The sequence below is a fragment of the Kaistella carnis genome, assembly GCF_003860585.1.
In the GTDB taxonomy this organism is placed as follows: Bacteria; Bacteroidota; Bacteroidia; order Flavobacteriales; family Weeksellaceae; genus Kaistella; species Kaistella carnis.
In genome coordinates, this window is sequence record NZ_CP034159.1 from 1,947,093 (window position 1) to 1,970,156 (window position 23,064).

Genomic DNA, 23,064 nt, shown 5'->3' on the forward strand with positions numbered 1-23,064 from the left:
GTTAGTTAGGATTTAAACGAACGACTCTGTATCCTCTGTTTACATAAGCACCTGTTTTCGTTTTTTCAAATTCGAATTTTGTTGCCAACTGAGTTTGCACTTTATTCATTTGTTTGAAGATTTCTCCTTTTTTATTCTCTCGGGTTAACATATCATTAACCACATCAAATCCTATTACCGCATATTTTGACGGAGATTTGCAATATTTCTTTTTGTATTCTGCTAAAATCTCATTTTCAAAACTTCCCTCGGTATTAATTTTGCGATCCATGATGTAAACTAATTTACTTGGCAGAAGCTCATCTTCTTTTTTCTCGAAGATTGGAGAATAATACATGCTGAAACCTTTTGTCCCCAGCGCCTCTTTTGATAATTCGATTAATCGGTTACCAAAAGCATCGCCCACTTGGTCATTATTATTAGCCAAAATTGCAATTACAGGTGCAGCTTGACCTGTCATCATGTTCTGATCAACCTGAATATCTGTAGCTGATTTTACTATCACAATATTCGGATTTTTCAATTCCTTCTCTAAATTGGTTTTCAGATATTTTGCAAAAGTCTGGTCATTATCTGAAAGAACATATATTTTCTGATCTGAAAACACATCTTTCACTTCTTTTACAATGCGGTCTGCATAAATCATCTCATTGGTTTCCACCATGATCAAATTGCTGTAACCCAACAAATCATCGGAATTTGCAAATGGCGCAACCACCGGTATTTTGCTTGTTTTCACATAGTCTAAAACTTCTAAAACACTGGATTTAAAGAACGGGCCGATAATAAGATCGGTATTATTCTGATTGATCTGAGTTAAAGAGTTTTTGAAACTTTTTTCGTTGCCGGCATCAATGACTTTAACATCTAAGATTTGACCGGTCTTCGCCTGACGCTCAATGGCTAATTTTGCACCAGCGAGAAAATCAAGAGATAAATTTCTATATTTTGAATCATTGGTATCAAAACCGAAAGGCAACATTAAAACCACATTCAGAGCATCGCCATTCTTTTTAACGTAGGCCGCATCTAATTTTTTAATTTTTAAAACCATTCCTGATTTTAAACCTTGGCTCAAATTAGGGTTAAGGCTCAACAAATCATCCAGGGTAATTCCAAATTTATTTAAAATACCAAAAACGGTATCACCAGCCTGAACGGTGTACGTTACATAATCGTCGGCTGTTGATGTAGTAGAATAAGTTTGTACTGAAGTTTCTTCATCAACTTTGCTTGTCGTTGCAACGGTTTGAGAAACGGACTGTTCGGAAGAAGCATTTGATTTAATGGTGATGATGTCACCTGCCTGCAAACCTCTGGATTCTAAACCGGGATTCAAAGCAAAAAGTTCTTTTTGCGAAAGATTAAATTTACGACTGAGTTTATAATAATTATCTTTTGGCTGCACGGTATATGAATTTTCATTTACCACGTTAGCCACTTCTGTTGAAACCGCTACTGCCGCTGCTTCCTTTGCATCTTTGGCAGCATTTTCAGCCACTTCAACTACATTTTTATCAGCATCACCAAATTTCTGAATACTAGCTAAAGGCAAGGTCACCTGATCACCGATCTTCATATGAGAATCCAGGTCCGGATTCAGTTTTCTTAAATCACTTTCGGAGATTTGATATTGTTTCGTAATTCCGTAAATAGTTTGCTTAGGCTTCAGAATGATCGTACCGACTTTCCCCGAAGATGCGGCGTTTTGAGTCGCTGCTTTTGGTTGAAATGCGGCCACCTTCGTTGTTGATTTATCTACTTTTAGCACATCCCCGATGGCAATTTTACCATCTTTTGCGTTGGGATTCAGCTTCACCAGATCATCTACGGTCATGCCGTATCTTTTCGCGATGTTGTAGGGATTGTCTCCTTTCACCACGGTATGGGTTTTCTGGGCAGATAAGCCTGCAAATGCCGTTAAACCAGCTATAATAAAAAACTTTTTGATCATCTTCAGATAAATATTTACAAAAATACTGCTTTAAAATTAAATAGTAAAAATTATTAATTCAGAACTTTCAATCTCCATTCCGTCGTAACAATTATGAAGCCAGTCTCTGCCTAAATCTGCATAGAATACGGAAAAATTATAGGTTCTTTCCTGCCAGTTTTTACCCGGATGAATGGTGAGGAAGAGGTTTTCTAAACGTTCTAACTTCTCATTCTGTTTTATTTTTTCTGCACGAAGCAGTCTTTTTCGCATACGGTTAAAAGATTTGAGCTGGCGCGTTTGTTCAGCTTCTACAAGGTTTCCAAAGGTTTGATCCGTCTTTTCCGCTTCGGTTTTTAATATTTGGAACTGGTTTTTTAAGGTCATTTCCTGATTTTCCAAAAGAGGTAGAATCTCATTATTTTCAAGAATCATGTCTTTCGTAACGGTGGCGAAGTTTTTGAAAAAATCATTGATCTTTAAATTTAAATGATCCATTTTTTCCACCGTTTTCTCCATTAACATCAACATGGAGTTTCTCGGAATAAGAACAGGAAAAGGAAGTTTGATCTGGCTGAAGAAATTCTTTAATTCTAACCAGTACATAATTTCCGCGTTTCCACCAATATATGCAATATTGGGCAGAACGGTTTCCTGAAATACAGGTCTTAAAAGAGCGTTTGGACTGAAACGTTCGGGATGATTCTCCAGTTCATCTAAAATTTCTTCCGTTGTAAATGTTTTACTTCGGTAAACAATATTAAATACATTATTTTCAAAAACAATACGGTCACGAGTTTCTGAGAGGTAAAATAAATTAATTTCACGCGGATTTACCTGAACTTTACCATATTTTTCTGTTAAAAAACGCACGGTTTCCTGGGTAGAATCGGATAAGGTCTGGTGTAGAAGTTCTTCTTTAAAAACAGGTTTCATTTCTGTTTTCAACCGTACATCATCTCCATCAAGTACGATAAGTCCGTAATCAGCAAACAGTTCCTGTACAATGATCCTGGTAGCTTGGGATAAATTATTTCCTTTCTTATACGCCTTTTTGAGCAATAAAATCAACTCAGTTCCATATACAGAATCCTTAAATTCCTCTTCAAACTGAGAGATAAAAAAATCATCTTCTATTTTAATACGGCCAACCGCGCCACCCGCTTTTGCTTTGGTTTCGTAATAGTGATTCTTTGTTTTAAAATGATCGATCTCCTCAAAATCATGATCTTCTGAAGCCATCCAAAAAAGAGGGACAAAATTCTGCTCCGGAAATTTCTGTTTAAGAAACTCCGCCAATTTTATGGTTTGCAAAATTTTATAAATAAAGAATGCAGGTCCCGTAAATAAATTTAACTGATGTCCTGTGGTTACCGTAAAGGTTTGATTTGATAAAATATCGTTTAAATTGGACTCTTGTTTTTCTGATTTTCGAAAATCCGAATACTGATCCTCTAAAACATCGACCAATACTTTTCTTTGAGCCTCAGAAAATGAGGAACCTTTTAATTGAAACTGTTTTTCAATATTTTCCAGATTAAAAAACTGCGATTCGAAGCCGGGAATATTTTGTTTCAGAAAATCTTTGATGAGCTGTGGAATGCTCTCAATTTCTAGAAACGGTATGTGGTTAATTTTTTTCAAAACGAATTTTTAACTAAAAAGATACCAAACGATTCCCAGATTTAAACGGAAATCATAGATTGGGTAATAAGGTACGGTAAATGATTTATTCTTCATAAAGGTCGTATTTAAATGCTGCGCTTCTATAAAGAAAAACATTCTTTTAACCTTTAAATTAAAGTAAACATCGGCAATTGGTTGGCCACCAATCGAATATGAGTTTGCACTCGGTAAAATAAATTCATTTAAGACTGGAAAAAACTCCCGTGAGGCAAATTTAGAAAAATAATAGACTTTAACTCCGGCTTGAATTTCCGCGGCATCTTTGAAGGCTTTTGATTGCCAGTAAAGATTGGCGCGACCTACGAAATTTGGCATCGGTAAAAGATCCTTGTTGCCAATAGCACTTTGAAAAAGAACCTTTGGATTCAAATGAAATTTACCAGAAGAAAAAGTAGCTTCGCCGCCAATTTGGGAGATATTTAATGAAGTTGCACTTTGTTGTGGTTGTGCTAAATCATCAAGATAGGTATAGTTATCAACGCGGAAAAAATTAGCAAAAACATTACTCTTGAACCATTTCAGATTTACATCACCACCAATTTCAGTAATGCTTTCATTTTTCGGATCTTCTAAATAATAATTGAATTTTCTATAGACTGAAGGGTTCAGTAACAGGTTAAAACTTGGAGATCCGGTTTGAAAATTCACTTTTGCATTCACAAAATACTCTGGAATCGGTTCAAATCTAATTAGATTCTGGGAGCGTAGAAAGCTTCCAAATTCTGTTCCGGTAGAAAATTCAAAATTTGAATTTAGGGCGATTTTACCCAAAAGATTTATTTTAAGATTTCCGACTGCACCAATTCTGCTCTCCGAAAGTTCTTGTGGAATATTTTGCGACACCGGCAAAGGTGATCCTATTCCCAGTTTGATCAGTTGATGACGAATTCCTGCATCAAGCTTAAAACTTTCTTTATCGAAAAGAATACTTACGGTATTGCTTAGATTTTTTGAATATTTTTTAGAGTCTGCACTATAATTAATTAAATCTGAAGCATCGGTAAAGTAAAAACTTTCCGGTTGCGACTGATTGTAGTAGTATTTATTACTTTGATTAAAAATAGTATGTCGTATTTTAAAGGGGAACTTCTCTGAGGCGAACGGTCGGAATTCATGACTGAAATAAAATCTTCGGTAGGCGAACCTTGAATTTGAATTGTTTAAATTCACCTCTAAGTTCTCCCGATTATTAAAGTCTGAATCGCCGTTCAAAAATAAATTTACATCTGCAATTCCGCCATACTCCTCATTATTTATATTTTGATGAATAAAGTGACCAAATGCTTCATACTTTTTATTTTCCGATAGATAGTGGGCAGAAAATTGGGTCGTATTGTTAGCAGCAAGTGATTTCAGATAATTTCCCTGGGAACGAAGTCCGGTATATTCCACGGCAAAGTTAAAGTTCTTACCGATATTTTGGGTGTACGTAGAATACAAAACAGCACCGTTTCGCACCGCATTATGGTAGATAAAGGTAGTCGTTGGCGTTTTTACATCATAATACTTAATATCATTAATGCCGCGAAGAAACGCGCTTTTGTTCGTCGGCAACAATGATAAATTCTGGTCGGTATTCACTTCAAAAACAAGCGGTTGAAAACCCGATCCAATATTCGCAAACTGAATTTTTCCAAAGTTGTCTTTGTTATTATACTGAGAAAAAATGAAAGTTTTATCTTGGGTAAAAGCGGTATCAAAAATCTTCTTTTCGGAAAATTGGGTTTGATAGGTATAGTCGTAAATGGTTGGTTTAAAGACTTTAAGCGAATCTTTAAAACCGGAGTCAATCACCAGGGTATCGCTCGGTTTCACTCGGTTGGAATCGGTTTTATTAAGCGTTTGCGCCTGTAATCCGCAGGTGATAAAGAAGAGACAAAAAAGAAGATGCCGCATTGTTTGTGTTTGGGGTACAAATGTAAGAAATATGATGAAATAAAAAAGGGCTGTCATTTTTGCTGCGATCTAAACAGTCTAATCACGAATTGGATCATAAAAAAACCACCATTGCTGGTGGTTTTTTATTAAAATTTAATTGAAGAATACTGTTTCTACCAACCTTTATTTTGCTGCGCTTTTAGGGTAGGATTTACATTGACCTGAGCATCCGGTATTGGCCATAAGAATCTTCTGTCGGTGTAAGGAATTGCTCCCACATCACCTGATCCAAATACATATGGAGTTCCGATGGTATAATCAGTTGCTTTAGGTACGCCATTTTTATATTTTTGTGGAACACCTGCAGTTGGGGCTAAATCATCATTGATCAGACGGTGAATATCTCCCCATCTTTTCCCTTCTGCTACAAATTCGATTCTTCTTTCTGTTAAAATTGCATCGACCTGGGAAACCATTGTTCCGAAACTCGCAGCAGTATATGCTTCTGTAGCGGGGTTTGCTAATGATCTGTTTCGTACCGCGTTTAAATCAGCTAAATATGTAGCATCACCCAATCTGGCTTTTGCTTCTGCACGATTCAGTAATACTTCAGCATATCTAATGATCGGAGCTGCATCTTTGCGTGTAGTCGTATCTTTATATTTAAGAGAATATTTACGACCGGCCGTTGCGCCGGAAGCAGGCGTGAGTACCATATTTGCAGACCGTCTTTTATCTGTAGCAAGCCACATTGCTTTATTCCAAAGCACAGGACTAATCGCGATCAAGTTACGACCAGCGTGCATAGACGGCAATGCTCCATTCACGGTTGGGTTATTCGTGTCAGTATTTTCAATAGAGAAGATACTTTCTTTGTTTCCGCTATTATTAGCCCAAGGGGTATTTGGATCTGGTTCCATGGTAAATTTACCATCCAATTTATTGGCTTCAGTTATTACTCCCGCCCAATCTCTCTGGTGTAATTTTACTACCGTTTTATAGGCAATCGCAGCTTCCTTAGAAATTCTGTAAACGGTATATTGGTTCGCTAAAAGTATTTCCGCAGCGTCTAAGTCTGCTAAAACTTTACCATAAGTAACGCCTACATTTTCTCTATCAACATTTGCATTTTCCAGTGCATCCTGCAAATTTGTAGAACCTTTCAACATATACGGAACTCCGTAATCAAATAAATCTGAACCCGTCAGCTGAATGGGTCTTGAAAAATGTTTAAGCATTTCGAAATGAGAAATTGCTCTAAAAAACAGAGCTTCTCCCTTAAACTTATCGGTATCTGCAGCGGAAACGGTTCCTGCTGCCACCGCCTTATCAATACCTTCAATCAATAAGTTCGCACGATTGATCAATCGGTAAGTATCCAGCCAGTAATAAATATTATTAAGAGCTGCTGCTCCATTAATTGCAGAGATATAGGTATTTTGGAAGAAGGTTGCGGTACTCACCATATCTTCGCCACGCATATCATTTTGTATTTGATATGCTGCGCCAAAAGGATAGCCTCTACCGGCACCCGCATAATCTCCTATTTGAGCGGCATTGTACATTCCATTCACGGCCTGTTCTACGAGCGCCTGACTTGTGAAGATCGTTTCTTCCGGGACTTCATTGAAAGGCTGTTGATCTAATCGATCTTCGCTACACCCTGTAGCAGTAGCAAGCAGAAATGCAAAACTTGCGACGGCAAAAATACCTTTCAAGTTTTTATTAAGTTTTAAATTATATTTTTTCATAGCTCTTTAATTAAAATGATGCGTTTAAACCTACAGATACAGTTCTTTGTCTTGGCGCGGCGTTAAAATCTACTCCATTCACTTCCATTTCCGGATCGATTCCCTTATATTTTGTAAATGTAAAGGCATTTTGTAAAGTTGTAAATATTCTAAATCCGCTTAAACCCAACTCGCTGATTAAATCTTTCGGCAAGGTATATCCTAAACTAATATTATCAATTTTCACAAAACTGCCGTCTTCAACAAAACGAGAGGTTGCAACTCCATCAAAGTTTATGTAATTACTTTTTCCGGCGATCACTCTCGGCGTCCATCCATCTCCAGGATTTGCAGCACTTTGCCATCTTCCCAGAATTTCGGTAGAGTTATTGGTAAAGTCCATTCCTAATAAATCTCTTCTTGTTAAATTGAGAATTTTATTCCCGCCGCTAAATCTTACCAATGCTCCTAAATCAAAGTTTTTATATCTAACAGTGGTATTGAATGCGCCGAAATATTTTGGCAATGTATTTCCCAGGATCTTTTTATCATCAGAAATTAAATTGGATGCTGCTCCTACTACGCCCGGCGTTGCTGCATTAAATACAGTGTAAGCACCCGTGTTTGCGTTCTGCTCAACCAAACTTCCATCTGCTTTATAGTAAACCGGGTTTCCATTTGCAGTATTTACTCCCCAATATTCAAACCCATAAAGTGAACGAATTGACTCTCCAACTCTAATGATTCCAACTTGCTGTCTTTTCGAATCGATATTAAATAAAATATCTTTATCATCGATCAATGCCTTCACTTCATTTTGTACAAAAGAGACATTCCCGCCAATACTCCAGTTAAAATCCTGTCTTTTAATAACATCTGCATTTAAACCTAATTCAAAACCTTTATTGGTTGCTGCACCGATGTTTTGACGAATAAAGTTATTTGGAATTCCCACCAAAGGATCAGTCGGTCGATCCAAAATAATATCATTTTGATCATTAATAAAATAATCTGCATTAATAGTTATTCTGTTATTAAACAATCCTATATCTACTCCATAATCATACTTGATGCTTGTTTCCCATCTCAAATCAGGGTTACCACCCTGTACCAGTGCAAGACCTGTGTTATTTCCGTATCTGGCATTTCCGTACAGTGACATAAATGGATAGTTTCCAATATCAGTGTTTCCAACTTTTGCATAGGAAGCTCTCAATTTAAAGTCTGACACCGTAGAATTGATAGACTGCATAAAGTTTTCATTAGAAACCGTCCAACCTACAGAAACTCCGGGAAATGTTCCCCATCGGTTTGCATAAGGGAGTTTTGAAAGACCATCAGTTCTCAAGGAAGCCTGAACAAAATATTTTTTAGCAAAATTATAATTGAAACGACCCAGGTAGGAAGATAAGCTGTTTCCATTCACACTACCTCCGGAGGTTTGTACGGTCATGGAGTTTGAAATTGGGCCACCCTGACCGAAATAGTCATCCGGCAAACCACTTCCTCCAGCCACGATGTAATCAGATTTTTGCTCTAAATATTCCTGTACTAATGTTAAGTTTAAGCTGTGTTGTCCAAAAGCTTTATTAGCGGTTAACATATTTTGAATATTCCATCTCAACATATTTAGGTTATTCCCTTCAACTACACCGTTACTGGAAAAGCCATCTCCATGAATTTTATTCCAGTACAATCTTCCATCAGTAATTGAATTATCTGCACTTCCCTGAAATCTATAGGTCAACCAATCGGTTACTTTTACATTGGTGTACACATCTCCAATAAATCTGGTAAGCTTTGAATTGTTAATATTGTTGTTCAATACATAAGCGATATTTGTAATGTTGTTCGCGATAAATGAATTGTTATCCCACGGACCAACAACACTTACCGTACCCTGCGTATAAATATTATATCCCGTTGGCGTACTTGGATCGTAAATTGGCGTATTTGGTAATTGTCTTAACGCATTATACATTGCTCCAGACAGAGAAGACTGTCCATTGTTTAATCCGTCATAACGGGTTCTGGCTGCAGACATACTTCCACCAATTTCTAACCAGTCGGTTAATTTCTGATCGGCATTTGCACGAACGGTGAAACGATCCATACTGTTTCCTACAATAATTCCTTCCTGGTTGGCATACCCCAAGGAGAAAAAGTATTTTCCTTTTGCAGTTCCTCCACCGAAAGAAATATAATGATCCTGTTGTAGAGTACTTCTTGTAATAGCCTTTTGCCAATCGGTATCAAACTCACTTCCATTTGCCCAATAATCCGGGGCGAGACCTGCAGCAACTGTTTTTTCTGCGCTAATTGCAAGAAAATCCGGGGTATGCAGTAAATCGAAATATTTCACCGGCGTAGCGAAACTCATCATGTTGTTGTAATTGAAAACAAACTTTCCATTTTTACCTTTCTTAGTGGTAATTAAGACAACGCCGTTTGCCGCTCTTGATCCATAGATCGCGGTTGCTGCACCATCTTTTAAGATCTCCATGGATTCGATATCATTTGGATTGATATCGGAAAGAGCGTTTGAACCGGTATATCCACCGCCGGTATCACCTGAAAAAATCGGAATACCATCTACCACATACAATGGAGAAGCACCGGAAGAAATGGTATTTACTCCTCTAATTCTGATTCTGGGAGCATCCCCTAAAATCCCTGAATTGGTTGTAACCTGAACTCCACTTGCGCGACCTGCTAGCTGGGCTTCAAAAGTCGGCGTATTTAAGTTTGCAATTTCAGATCCTTTCACCTGCGAGATTGCGGCCGTAACTTCGCTCTTTTTTTGTACACCATATCCAACAACGATCACCTCGTCGATATCCTGAACCTTAGCACTGTCTTGCTGAGCTGATAAGTTTTGGGTTACGAAAAATGCAACACCAACACTTAAGATTTTTAGTTTAACATTCATATTAACACATTTTAATATTTAAGTGGCAAATATGTTAATAAAATTTAACATAGGCAATACAGTGATGTGTTATATTTTCAATATTGAGAGCATTAATGGTAATTATATAACAATTAAAAACATATAATGTAAAAATGTTTCCCATTTTCGGTCATCTATTGAATTTTTAGTAGTTTCAGTATATTCTTTTTACAGAAAAGGTGGTGCGTAAAAAGCTATTTAGAACAAGTATGAATTACAACGCACAAAAAAACCTGCTAGAATAGCAGATTTTGTATCATATTTAAACAATTACTTCAACTTTTTCTTCACTGAAATCTCTTCGTAAACCTCTAAGATGTCGCCGACTTCAATATCATTGTAGCCTTTGATGTTCAATCCACATTCGTAACCTTTTGTTACTTCTTTCACATCATCTTTGAAACGTTTCAAACTTTCAAGTTCTCCATCAAATTTCACGATTCCGTCTCTTAGTAATCTGATTTTAGAATTACGGGTTACTTTTCCTGTAAGAACCATACATCCTGCGATAGATCCTACTTTAGAAATTTTGAACACCTCGCGAATCTCAACATTACCAATTACCTGTTCTTTGATTTCCGGAGAAAGCATGCCTTCCATGGCTTCTTTCACTTCATCAATCGCTTTATAGATAATAGAATAAGTTCTGATTTCAATTTCTTCTCTATCTGCTAATTCTTTCGCATTAACACCAGCTCTCACGTTGAAACCAATCATGATCGCATCTGATGCTGCTGCTAATAAAACATCTGACTCAGTAATTTGTCCTACGCCTTGGTGAATAATTTTAACGCTGATTTCCTCAGTAGATAAACTTTGAAGCTGATCTGATAGTGCTTCTACAGAACCATCCACATCTCCTTTCAAGATAATATTCAATTCTTTGAAATCTCCAAGTGCGATACGTCTTCCTAATTCGTCTAACGTTACGTGTTTTTTCGTTCTAACAGATTGCTCACGCTGTAACTGTTCCCGTTTGGTTGCAATGGTTTTTGCTTCTCTTTCATCCGCAAAAACTCTGAAACGATCACCAGCAGTTGGTGCTCCATCTAATCCCAATACGGTTACCGGAATTGAAGGTCCTGCTTCTTCCATCGGTTTTCCTCTTTCATCAAGCAATGCTTTAACTTTACCGTGATTTTTACCTGCTAGAATATAATCACCCACTTTAAGTGTTCCTGCCTGTACAAGAATGGTTGAAATATAACCTCTACCTTTATCTAAAGAAGCTTCGATTACTACACCACTTGCGCTTTTATTAGGATTTGCTTTTAATTCTAAAAGTTCCGCCTGAAGCAATACTTTTTCAAGTAAAGCATCCATATTGTTACCAAATTTGGCAGATACTTCTTGTGACTGTACATTACCACCCCATTCTTCTACCAATACATTCATTGCAGAAAGTTGCTGGCGAATATTATCCGGGTTAGAGTTTGGCTTATCTACTTTATTGATGGCAATGATCATAGGAACTCCCGCCGCCTGTGCGTGAGAAATCGCCTCTTTGGTTTGTGGCATCACATCATCATCAGCTGCAATTACGATAATTGCAATGTCAGTGATCTGCGCCCCTCTGGCTCTCATCGCGGTAAATGCCTCGTGACCTGGTGTATCTAAGAACGTAATTCTTTGATCATTTTCCAGCTGCACGTTATATGCTCCAATATGCTGTGTAATTCCTCCGGATTCCCCGGCGATTACATTGGTCTTTCTAATATAATCCAGTAAGGAAGTTTTACCATGATCCACGTGACCCATTACGGTTACGATTGGCGCTCTGAATAATAAATCCTCTTCAGTATCTGTATCTTCTTCTAACGCTGATTCTTCAACATCAGCATCAGAGAATTCAATTTTATATCCAAATTCGTCAGCTACAAGTAACAAAGTATCTGCTTCTAATCGCTGATTCATTGTCACCATTACTCCAAGAGAGAAACATGCAGAAATAACTTCCATTGGACTTACGTTCATTAACGAGGCCAATTCGCCTACGGTAATAAACTCCGTCACTTTTAATGATCTGTCTGCTGCATCAATTTCCTCCTGACGCTCATCTTGCTCACGACGGTATACTCTTTTTTCTTTTCTATATTTGGCACCTTTATTTTTACCGGCCTTGCTGGTCAGTTTTTCTAAAGTTTCCTTAATTTGATTTTTAACCTGCTCGTCTGTTAATTCAACCGGCATTACATTCGGACCTCTTCTTACAGGACCTCTGTTACCACCACCTTGATATCCAGGGCGATTTCCACCACCACCTTGAACAGGAGGACGATTCCCACCTTGACCTGGAGGACGGTTGCCACCTTGTCCCGGCGGACGATTCCCCTGAGCACCCTGTTGAGTAGCTCCTCCCGTAGGATTTGGTTTTTCAATACGTTTTCTTTTCTTTTTGGCAGCGGATGAATTTGCTGAAGGTTTCGGTTTATTAAATTGAGATAAGTCGACCGTTTGCTTCAGAATTTTAGGACCATCTAATTTTTTATAAACGGTTTCAATTCTGTCAGGGTCTGGTGAGTCCGCTGTCTTAGGCTCTGCAGAAGCAGCAGGTTCTTCTTTCTTTGCTGCAGGTGTTTCTGCTGCCTTTTCCGCAGGTGGTGCTTCCACTGCAGGTTTTTCAGCAACTGGCTCAGCAGCAACTGGTTTTCGCACAGGAACTTCCTGTGGTTTAGGTTGATCTTTTTTGGATGATCGTGGCTTGTTGCCTTCAATCTGCGACAAATCGATTTTATCCAAAACTTTAAATTCCTGTTTTTCAGGAGTGGTTAATTTTTCCACAACCGGTTTTGGTTCCTCTGCGGGTGGAGCGGGCTGCTCTACCTTGGCTTCGGTTTTCTTTTGGTCCAAGTCAATTTTACCTAAGATTTTTGTTTCAGGTCTCAGACTCGCTTTGGCTCTTATTACCTCAGGTTGCGATGGCTCAATTTCCAGTTTTTCTTCCGGAACTTTAGCGATTATCACCTCATGAGAAGCTTTTCTTTGTTCCCCATCTTTGCGAAACTCAGCTTCTAATGCAGAATATGCCGATTCTTCCAATTGAGCGTTCGGGTTACTTTCTACCTCGATTCCCTTTGACTGCAGAAATTCTACAAGTCTTGTCATCGAAATATTAAATTCCTTAACCGCTTTATTTAATCTAATTTTTGGCATGTATACTTTATACTTTTATTTTAATTTTTGGCAAAGTTAACCTATTTTAACTTTAGATATGGTATTTAGAGATTTTTAGTCCTCTAACTCCTCTTTTAGGATGCGTTTTACCTCCGCAATCGTTTCTTCTTCCAAATCTGTCATGTTGACCAACGCATCTGTCTCTTTATCCAGAACGCTCTTCGCGGTATTCAACCCAACTTTTCGGAATTCATCGATAATCCACTGTTCGATGTCACCTTCATCAGATCCTGCAAACTCTCTTAATTCTACATCATCATCTTCACTTGCTTCTCTGTACACGTCAATATCATAACCGCTTAACCAAGAAGCCAGTCTGATATTTTGTCCCTGCTTACCAATCACTCTCGAAATTTCTTCAACCGGAGTATAAACCAAAGCGTAATTGGTTTCTTCGTTAATTTCAATTTTATTGATGGTAATATTTCCTAAGGCTCTTTTCACCATGATCTCAGGGTTTTTAGACCACTGAATCACGTCGATATTTTCGTTTTTCAATTCTCTTACCACACCGTGGATTCGGGAACCTTTCACTCCAACACAGGCACCAACCGGATCAATTCGGTCATCATAAGCATCTACAGCAATCTTCGCTTTCTCTCCCGGAATACGAACTACTTTTTTCAAAATAATGGTACCGTCCTGGATTTCAGGAATTTCAAGTTCTAATAATTTCTCCAAAAATCGTGGAGCTGTTCTTGAAACGATGATTTGAGGTTTTGCCCCTTTAAAATCTACACTTTCTACAATGGCACGAATGCTTTCTCCTTTTTTGAAGAAGTCCGACGGAATTTGATTTTCTTTCGGCAAGATGAACTCATTATCTTCATCATCCAACAAAATAACATGTTTGTGACGGATATGATGTACTTCACCCATAACGATTTCACCAATCTTATCACGGAACTGATCATACAAAAGCGCATTATTATGCTCCTGAAGTTTCGTTGCTAAAATCTGCTTCAATGTTAAGATACTTCTTCTTCCTAATTTTTCAATTGGAATTTCAACGGTAAAATCTTCGCCCACTTCGAAAGTAGGATCTATTTTCTTCGCTTCTGCCAATTCAATTTCCAAATCATCATCTTCCGACATATCGTCTTCAACAATGGTTTTATTTAAAAATATCTGAAAGTCACCTTTATCAGGATTCACGATCACATCAAAATGATCGTCGGAATCAAATCTTTTTCTTAATAATGTTTTCAAAGAATCCTCAATAATTGCCATCAAGTCAATTTTGCTGATGCTTTTTTCTTCTTTGAAATCGCCAAATGCTTCAATCAATGCTAAACCGTCCATTTATATATGTTTTGTTTTAGGTTTGAGATAAAAAGTTTTTACACTTTATATTTAATTCAATTTTATGAGAACACGATGTGGTCACCGCTCCTCAGTGCTTTAAAACTTTACTGCAACTAAAGCTTTCTTAATGTCGGAATAAAGAAAATCTTTTTCTTCTACAACATCTACTTTTCCTTTACCGATGTCTTTCGGCTTTCTGTATTTCAAAACAAGGGTAATATGATCATCTTCCACTTTTTCCAATTCGCCCTCCACTTCCGAACCATCATTTAAGATCAATTCCAGCGATCTGCCAATATTTTTACGGTATTGTCTGAGGGAATTAAGTGGCTCACTTAAGCCAGCACTCATTACTTCCAGCGAGAAATCGTGTTCGTCGCGATCCATATTAAACTCAATTGCACGACTTGCATCCAAACAGTCCTGAAGCGTTACTCCTTCATCACCATCTAAAATGACTCTAATATGATCTGTTGCAGAAAACTTTATATCAATTAAAAAAAGATCTTCTCTCTCTGCCAGAAAGTCGTTTAAAAGTTGTTCTATTTGTGCTCTAAACTCCATGTTTTATTTAAAATACTCTTACGAAAAAAGGCTTTCTTCCGAAGGCCTTTTCATTGTTTTTCCGTTAATCCGATGCAAATATACATCTTTTAAATAAAATACCAAAATATTATACTTTCTTCAATGCCCGAAATCAAGGTACAAACGATTAATTCCTATATTTGCAAAAATTTAAAAACACTTAAACTGTGAATATTACGATCGTTGGAACTGGATATGTAGGATTGGTTACAGGAACTACTTTGGCAGAATTGGGAAACACCGTATACTGTGTTGACATTGATGCGAAAAAGGTGGAACGCATGAAAGAAGGCGTCGTTCCTATTTACGAACCGGGTTTGGAAGAAATGTTCCTTCGAAATATTCAGGCACAGCGCTTATTTTTCACCACCGATATCAAAGAAGTTCTGGGGAAAAGTGAAGTCATTTATCTTGCTTTACCAACGCCGCCGGGCGAAGATGGATCTGCCGATCTTTCTTACGTACTTTCCGTCGCCAACCAAATTGGAGAATTGCTGATGGAATACAAAGTGATTGTGAATAAATCAACGGTTCCTGTGGGCACGGCTGATAAAGTTCGCGAAACTATTGCTTCTAAAACTTCCGTCGAATTTGACGTTGTTTCTAATCCAGAATTTTTAAGAGAGGGTTTTGCGGTAGAAGATTCTATGAATCCGGCCCGGGTGATTGTTGGCAGCGAATCTGAAAAGGCGCAGGAAATCATGGCTAAAATTTATCAGCCTTTTACCAACACGGGAATTCCTATTATTTTTATGGATGAGAAATCGTCTGAATTGACAAAATATGCCGCAAATTCGTTCTTAGCCGTTAAGATTACTTTTATGAATGAAATCGCGAATTACTGTGAAAAAGTAGGAGCTGATGTTGATAAAGTTCGTTTGGGAATGGGTTCTGATGACCGAATTGGCCACCGTTTTCTCTTCCCCGGAATTGGATATGGCGGAAGCTGTTTCCCGAAAGATGTAAAAGCTTTAATAAAATCCGGCAAACAGGAAGGTTTTGATTTTCAAATTCTTGAAGCGACCGAAGAAGTGAATCATGCGCAGAAAATTATTTTGGTTTCTGAAATTGAAAAGTATTTCGAGGGCAATTTAAAAGGTAAAAAGATTGCAATGTGGGGCTTGGCCTTTAAAGCGAATACTGACGATATCAGAGAAGCCTCATCTTTGGATAACATTAAATTGCTTTTAGAGAAAGGCGCAGAAATCACGGCGTACGATTCAATTGCAGAAGAAAATGTGCGTAATGTACTTGGTGATCAAATATCGTATGCTCAGGACATGTATTCTACTTTAGAAAATGCAGACTGTCTTTTGATCGCAACGGAGTGGAGTGAATTCAAAAATCCTAACTTTGAACTGATGGCGCAGAAAATGAAAAGCAAAGTCATCTTTGACGGAAGGAATATGTTTGCTTTGGAACAATTAGAAGATACTGGATTTTTCTACAAGTCGATCGGAAGAAAAACATTAAAATAAAATTTCGGAATCAGTAATTAGAACGTTTACACTTGAAATTAAATTTATTTTCAAAACTCATTTTTTCGATACTATTGGCTTTCACAGTCAATAGTTTTGTTTATTTCGGTTTTGCAAATATTTATTCCTCAAAAATTTTAAATATTCAAAGTTTTCAGGAGCAGTTTCAGTCAGGCATTTATCAGTACCGTATTTTGAGTGGATATTTGCTCATAGCAGTTTATGATTTTTTTTCTACTTTAAATTTAGATTACGGAATTTTCAAATTAAAGTTTCTACAACCCGATTCGGAACCGCAAATGTATTTATCAATCTATATTTTAAATACATTCTTTCTGATACTTTTCGCCGGACTAATGGTTTTAATTACTGAAACTAAAACTTTCGTTGCGACTTCGTCCGAAAAACTATTAATAACAGGTTTATCAATTTTAGCAATTGGTCTCTCTCAATTCGTGATCGTTCCTTATGATATTTCCAGCTACTTTTTCCTGGCGCTTTTCTTTTTCTTCCTTTTAAAATATTTAAAGGATCAATCTTCTTCCATCTTAATGGTGTTAGGCGTCATTATATTGTTTTCAACATTAAATCGCGAATCGTCAGCACTTTCATTGTCCTTAGCTGCAACATTGTTATATGGGAAATTCGGTTTAAAAAAAGAAACTTTGAAACCGATTTTATTTTTAGGCCTGATCTTTATCGGGGTGTATTTGGGATTGAGATTCATCAATGAAAATTTTTCCACCAATGATGGAAATCTTTTACTCCAGAATTTCACACAACCTAAAAACATCTTAGGGATTATGTTTTGGCTGGTGTTCTTTATTTTCACATTAATGTTAGCAAAAGACAAAAATGCAATCAGAGCGATTTGTTTGTTTCATTTTCTTTCTTTCCCCTACATCATTTTATGTTTTTACACGGGAATCCTTTATGAAGTCCGTCTATATATTCCACTATTTCTCACCTCGCTTTTGCTTAGCAGAACGGAACTTTCTAGAATTGATTAATTTACCTTAATTTTGCTAAAAATTTATTTACACAAATGACCGAACCTCAACAACAATGGACGGAAACCATCGAATCCAGCCACTCTCTTTTTGACCTCAAATTAAAAGAAGTCTGGCGGTACAAAGATTTGGTTTATATGTTTGTGAAACGGGATTTTGTGTCGGGATTTAAGCAAACGATTTTGGGTCCGATATGGTTTTTCATTAACCCTATTTTCACGACTCTGGTTTATTTAATTGTTTTTGGAAACATCGCCAATTTATCTACTGATGGCGCTCCGAAAGTTCTCTTTTATCTTGCCGGTGTTACATTGTGGAACTATTTTTCTTCCTGCTTAACAGGAACCTCAAATGTTTTTACAGGCAATGCCTCCATTTTTGGAAAAGTGTATTTCCCCCGATTGGTGATGCCACTAACCGTTGTGATTTCAAACCTCATGCGCTTTGGCGTACAGATGGGGCTTTTTCTCGTGGCTTTCTTTTACTACTATTTTAAAGGAGAAGTACAACCGAATATCTGGATTTTGGCCACGCCTTTTTTAATTATTTTAATGGCAGCCTTTGCATTGGGTATGGGAATGATATTTTCTTCTTTAACGACGAAATACCGCGACATCCAGATGCTTTTGGGATTTGGTGTGAGTTTATTCATGTATGTAACTCCAGTTATTTATCCACTTTCTGCACTTCCCGAACGGTTTAAAGCAATTGCATACTATAATCCCCTTTCCGGAATTTTTGAATGTTTCAAATATGCCTGGCTTGGCGTAGGAGATTTCTCCGCTGCTATGTTATTAACCAGCAGTGTCATTATCTTCATTTTATTAGCGATCGGAACTGTGGTATTTAATAAAGTTGAGAAAAGCTTTATGGATACGGTTTAGAAGATCCAAGTAAAAAGTAAAAAGAACCAATTAAAATTGTGATTAAAAGCAGTCTCAATAATTTTAAAAATTTATTAAAGAAAATAAAATGCTGGCATTAAAGGCAGAGAACATATCAAAACAATACCGGCTCGGACAGGTTGGAACAGGCACGCTGTCGCATGACTTGAACCGCTTTTGGCATCAGGTGCGCGGAAAAGAAGATCCTTATTTAAAGATTGGGGAAACGAACGACCGCAGTTCCAAAGGAAACAGTGACTATGTTTGGTCTTTACGCGATATAAATTTTGAAATTGAACAGGGAGATGCCGTAGGAATTATTGGCCGAAACGGCGCGGGAAAATCGACTTTGCTAAAATTATTAAGTAAGGTAACAAAACCAACTACGGGAACAATCTACACCAATGGACGAATTGCCTCCTTATTAGAAGTAGGAACCGGATTTCATCCAGAAATGACAGGCCGTGAGAATATTTATCTAAACGGAGCCATTCTCGGAATGACCCGAAAGGAAATCAAGCGCAAATTTGATGAAATAGTCGATTTCTCAGGTGTAGAAAGATATATTGACACGCCGGTAAAAAGATATTCCTCTGGAATGTATGTGCGTTTGGCATTCGCCGTCGCTGCGCATTTAGAGTCAGAAATTCTGATTGTCGACGAAGTTTTAGCAGTAGGTGACGCGGAATTTCAGAAAAAATGTTTGGGAAAAATGGGCGATGTGAGTAAGGGTGAAGGGAGGACGGTTTTGTTTGTGAGTCATAATATTGGGGCAGTAAAAACATTATGTCAAACTGGTATTTATTTGAAAGACGGCTTATTACAATATCAAGGAAAAATTGATGATACTATTTCAAAATACCTCATTTCTACCAGCGGAAATATGGACGAATCAATCCAATTGCGCGATGATAAAATTGGAAATAAAAAAGTAGAAGTTCTAGATGTTATTTTTAAGAATAAATATAATCAAAGAACTTCAGAAATACTGTCCGGAGATTCACTTATTGTTGAGTTTTCTTTGCAGAATAATGCTGAAATTAATTTAAACGAACCTGTTGTGCATTTAGAAATTGAAAGGAAAAAAGATTGTCCATTTGATTAAAAAATCGTATATTTAATTGATTACCAAGTCATTTAAATACATGAACAATCTCATTCAAAACTACGAAATTATTTTAAAAGAATTGACAGCAACCTGTAAACATATTAAGTCAAATAAGCAGATCAGACTCCCGAAAATGTCTGACTTGGAACTTGTGGCACTTAATATTACCGCTGAATACATGTCCATTAACTCTGAATTACAGTTGTTTAGATGTATTTCGGGAACCGATTTGGATGGGAAGATCGAGAGGAGCGTCTACAATAAAAGAAGGAGGAGGCTTTTTCCATATATTGAAAAAATAAGGGAGACCTTAAGCGGTAAATTTTCTGATTTCAGCGATGTCTTCATTGTTGATTCAACACCGATTGAAATATGTAAATTCAGTCGTGCAAACCGTTCGGCAATTTGTTCCACAGATGATATCAAACCTTCGTTTGGATATTGTGCCGCGCAGAAGTCAAGGTATTTTGGCTATAAACTTCATGCGGTTTGTGACAAGAATGGAATCTTTCACTCTTTTGATTTCACCCCTGCAAATGTTCATGATGTAAATTACCTCAAGGATATTAAGGAAAACTTTAAAAACTGTTTATTGATCGGGGACAGAGGATATATCAGTAAAAAATTTCAAGTAGATTTATTCAACTATTCCAAGATAAATCTTTCGGTCCCGATGAGGAAAAACCAGCATGGTTTTGTAGAGTTTTCAAGGACAAAATCAAACATAAGGAAACGGATTGAAACCAATATATCGCAACTATGCGGCCAGTTTACAATAAACGTGAACTTTGCAAAAACCTTTCAAGGTTTGGCGACAAGGATAGTGTCGAAAATAACTTCTTTTACGATGATTCAATACCTCAATTTTTTCGTCTTCAAAAGAAGTTTGAATAAACTAAAAGTTAATTTGTGCTAAATGCACAACAGGTTTAAACGAATTAATAATTGCCTGTGGATTTACTGACAAGTACGAAAACAAAATAGTGTCTTGGGTATCAGACGAAATGCCTTTCAATGTTTCAGCTAATAATAAGATAATACTAGAAGTCCCCCAATTTAATTTGAGGGCAGAAAATTATTATTTCACGTATCAGATATCACATAAGACCACAAGTCCAAAAGATTTTTGTGATGTACTCCATAATGCAGCAAGTATTACGGTAATAGAATCTGATTTTTTTAATGTCGGGCGAAAAATCAGACCTGGCAGTTCTCTTCTATTAGACGCTTCTTTTAAATAAAAATGTAATGAAAAATATTAAATCCAAAAAAATAACTATTGGTAAAAACACTATTATAGAACCCACGGCGACAATAAGAGGAGTAAACGGTGACGCTGATAATATAATTATCGGAGACAATTGTTACATTGGACATAACGTTCAAATAATATGTAACAATTTCGAATTGGGAGATTATAGCAAGATTCAACATGACACCAATATTCATGGTTATCTGCCGTGCAAAATTGGACATAATGCTTGGATTGGACAGTATACTATTATCGATTCGATAGGAGGAACTTCGATAGGCAACAATTGTGGGATAGGAGCACATTCCCAAATATGGAGTCATATTAAATTTGGAGACACTCTGGAAGGGTGTAGATTTTTATCTGAAAAGAGCATGAATATAGGAAATGATGTTTGGTTTGTTGGGCATTGTATAGTTTCTCCGATTACGGCAGAAGATAAATCAATGGCAATGGCTGGCTCTGTAATAACTAAGGACATGAAATTTAATGAAATATATGCAGGTTCTCCTGCATCATCAATATCATCTAAAGTGGGATTTCAGTTTATTGAAAATTCCATAGTAGATAAGTTTCAAAAGATGAAAGAATATTTAAATAAATTTGATCCTAACTGCAAAACAATAGAAATAGTTAAGAATTTCAATGACGTTGACGTTGACAATACAAGTATTTCCTTTTTCAATGTTGAAACTCGTGAGTATACCAAGAGGAAATCTATTGAAGAAATTGAGTTTATGAGATTTCTTCTTCCTGATAAAGCTAAATTTACACCTATAGAATTTTAAGAAATTATAATATCTTGAAAAATGATTCCATTCAACAAACCTTTTATCATCGGTAATGAATTAAAATATATTGAAGAAGCCGTAAAAAGTGGGAAAATTTCTGGCGACGGAATTTTCACAAAAAAATGCAATCAGTTTTTTGAAGAGAAATTTGGCTTTCAAAAAGTATTATTAACCACTTCTTGTACTGATGCTTTAGAAATGGCTGCACTTCTTTGTAATATCAAAGAAGGAGATGAAGTGATTGTTCCAAGTTATACTTTTGTTTCTTCTGCAAATGCTTTTGCCCTACGAGGAGCAAAAATTGTATTCGCTGACTCTTATCCAGACAATCCCAATATTGATCCGAAAAGTATTGAAAAATTAATCACCGAAAAAACAAAAGTCATTGTTCCGGTTCATTATGCCGGAGTTGCCTGTGATATGGAAGCCATAATATCGATTGCGAGAAAACACAACATTTTCGTAGTGGAAGATGCTGCACAAGCAATTGACAGTTATTATACTTTTAGCGACGGTACAGAAAAGGCTCTGGGTTCTATTGGTGATTTTGGCACATTTTCATTTCATGAAACCAAAAATATTATTGCTGGAGAAGGTGGTATGCTTTCCATTAATAATCCAAAATATAATGAACGCGCTGAAATCATCCGTGAAAAAGGAACGAATAGAAGTGCATTTTTCCGTGGTGAAGTTAATAAATATGGTTGGGTAGATTTAGGTTCATCTTTCCTACCCTCAGAAATCATTTCTGCTTTTCTTTATGGTCAGTTAGAACATTTGGAAGAAATTCAAACCAAAAGAATATCCATTTGGAAGAAGTACATTACTGAACTAAAAACACTTGAAGAAAAAGGCAAAATTTCGCTTCCTGTAATTCCGGAGTATGCCACGAATAATGGTCATATGTTTTATATCATTTGCAAATCGTATGAAGAAAGAACAGCATTAATCAAATGTATGAAAGAGAAAGACATACATCCTGTTTTTCATTATTTAAGTTTAAATAAAAGTGAGTTTTTCTTGAACGAAGAAAAAGAAATAGACATCCCTAATGCTGATCATTTTACCGACTGCCTTTTACGTCTGCCTTTTTATTTTGAGCTTAGCGTTGCCGAACAGGATTTAGTAATAGCACAACTTAAAGAGTTTTATAATGCCTGAAATCTATCATTTTTGCGAAGATGAAAAATTTATAAATTCGGGCTATGCGCAGTTTGAAGAATTATATCCCGAGCAAAACCATTTCTATATTTATAATTTAAATGAATCTATCCCAAAACACATTCATTTAAATTCTCGA

At 36.7% G+C, this 23,064-nt stretch carries 16 protein-coding genes; 8 read left to right on the top strand and 8 right to left on the bottom strand.

The genetic code is table 11. The annotated features are described in order from the left end of the window. Window position 1: 1 nt before the first annotated feature. The 8 genes from EIB73_RS09065 to rimP form a co-directional block, all read right to left on the bottom strand. Window positions 2–1,954, bottom strand: coding sequence for an amino acid ABC transporter substrate-binding protein (locus EIB73_RS09065; protein WP_125024675.1), 1,953 nt, complete (start codon window positions 1,952–1,954; stop codon window positions 2–4). Between the two features lie 36 nt (window positions 1,955–1,990). Continuing rightward, a complete protein-coding gene (gene bshC / locus EIB73_RS09070; protein WP_125024677.1) occupies window positions 1,991–3,577 on the bottom strand; it encodes a bacillithiol biosynthesis cysteine-adding enzyme BshC in 1,587 nt (528 codons plus the stop codon). Between the two features lie 9 nt (window positions 3,578–3,586). Further along, window positions 3,587–5,515 (bottom strand): putative porin, encoded by a 1,929-nt coding sequence (locus EIB73_RS09075; RefSeq protein WP_125024679.1) that lies wholly within the window; start codon window positions 5,513–5,515, stop codon window positions 3,587–3,589. A 155-nt stretch (window positions 5,516–5,670) separates the two neighbouring features. After that, window positions 5,671–7,248 (bottom strand): RagB/SusD family nutrient uptake outer membrane protein, encoded by a 1,578-nt coding sequence (locus tag EIB73_RS09080; protein WP_125024681.1) that lies wholly within the window; start codon window positions 7,246–7,248, stop codon window positions 5,671–5,673. A 10-nt stretch (window positions 7,249–7,258) separates the two neighbouring features. Next, complete coding sequence (locus EIB73_RS09085) at window positions 7,259–10,156, bottom strand: SusC/RagA family TonB-linked outer membrane protein (protein ID WP_125024683.1); 2,898 nt, start codon at window positions 10,154–10,156, stop codon at window positions 7,259–7,261. A gap of 291 nt (window positions 10,157–10,447) precedes the next feature. Next, entirely contained in the window at window positions 10,448–13,330 is a 2,883-nt protein-coding gene (gene infB, locus EIB73_RS09090; RefSeq protein ID WP_125024685.1) for a translation initiation factor IF-2, read from the bottom strand. 75 nt (window positions 13,331–13,405) lie between these two features. After that, the gene (gene nusA, locus EIB73_RS09095; protein ID WP_125024687.1) at window positions 13,406–14,653 is read right to left on the bottom strand and encodes a transcription termination factor NusA; all 1,248 of its coding nucleotides are present in this window, start codon (window positions 14,651–14,653) and stop codon (window positions 13,406–13,408) included. Window positions 14,654–14,752: 99 nt separating this feature from the next. Continuing rightward, window positions 14,753–15,220, bottom strand: a complete 468-nt coding sequence (gene rimP, locus EIB73_RS09100) for a ribosome assembly cofactor RimP (RefSeq protein WP_125024689.1) — start codon at window positions 15,218–15,220, stop codon at window positions 14,753–14,755. Between the two features lie 188 nt (window positions 15,221–15,408). Here rimP and EIB73_RS09105 point away from each other — a divergent pair, with 188 nt between their 5' ends. From EIB73_RS09105 to rffA, 8 genes are all read left to right on the top strand, one after another. After that, on the top strand, window positions 15,409–16,719 hold the full coding sequence (locus EIB73_RS09105) for a UDP-glucose dehydrogenase family protein (RefSeq protein WP_125024691.1): 1,311 nt from the start codon (window positions 15,409–15,411) through the stop codon (window positions 16,717–16,719). Between the two features lie 32 nt (window positions 16,720–16,751). Then, the gene (locus EIB73_RS09110; RefSeq protein ID WP_125024693.1) at window positions 16,752–17,729 is read left to right on the top strand and encodes a hypothetical protein; all 978 of its coding nucleotides are present in this window, start codon (window positions 16,752–16,754) and stop codon (window positions 17,727–17,729) included. 35 nt (window positions 17,730–17,764) lie between these two features. Beyond that, on the top strand, window positions 17,765–18,613 hold the full coding sequence (locus EIB73_RS09115) for an ABC transporter permease (protein ID WP_125024695.1): 849 nt from the start codon (window positions 17,765–17,767) through the stop codon (window positions 18,611–18,613). A gap of 88 nt (window positions 18,614–18,701) precedes the next feature. Beyond that, the gene (locus EIB73_RS09120; RefSeq protein WP_380219201.1) at window positions 18,702–19,718 is read left to right on the top strand and encodes an ABC transporter ATP-binding protein; all 1,017 of its coding nucleotides are present in this window, start codon (window positions 18,702–18,704) and stop codon (window positions 19,716–19,718) included. A gap of 40 nt (window positions 19,719–19,758) precedes the next feature. Further along, window positions 19,759–20,637 carry an IS982 family transposase gene (locus EIB73_RS09125; protein ID WP_125021619.1) on the top strand — a complete coding sequence of 293 codons (879 nt, stop codon included), beginning with the start codon at window positions 19,759–19,761 and terminating at the stop codon, window positions 20,635–20,637. A 28-nt stretch (window positions 20,638–20,665) separates the two neighbouring features. After that, window positions 20,666–20,962: a hypothetical protein gene (locus tag EIB73_RS15345; RefSeq protein WP_394341099.1), complete on the top strand. Its 297-nt coding sequence runs from the start codon at window positions 20,666–20,668 to the stop codon at window positions 20,960–20,962. A gap of 7 nt (window positions 20,963–20,969) precedes the next feature. Then, window positions 20,970–21,761: a hypothetical protein gene (locus EIB73_RS09135; RefSeq protein ID WP_125024697.1), complete on the top strand. Its 792-nt coding sequence runs from the start codon at window positions 20,970–20,972 to the stop codon at window positions 21,759–21,761. Between the two features lie 21 nt (window positions 21,762–21,782). After that, window positions 21,783–22,925, top strand: coding sequence for a dTDP-4-amino-4,6-dideoxygalactose transaminase (rffA, locus tag EIB73_RS09140; RefSeq protein WP_125024699.1), 1,143 nt, complete (start codon window positions 21,783–21,785; stop codon window positions 22,923–22,925). Window positions 22,926–23,064 lie beyond the last annotated feature (139 nt).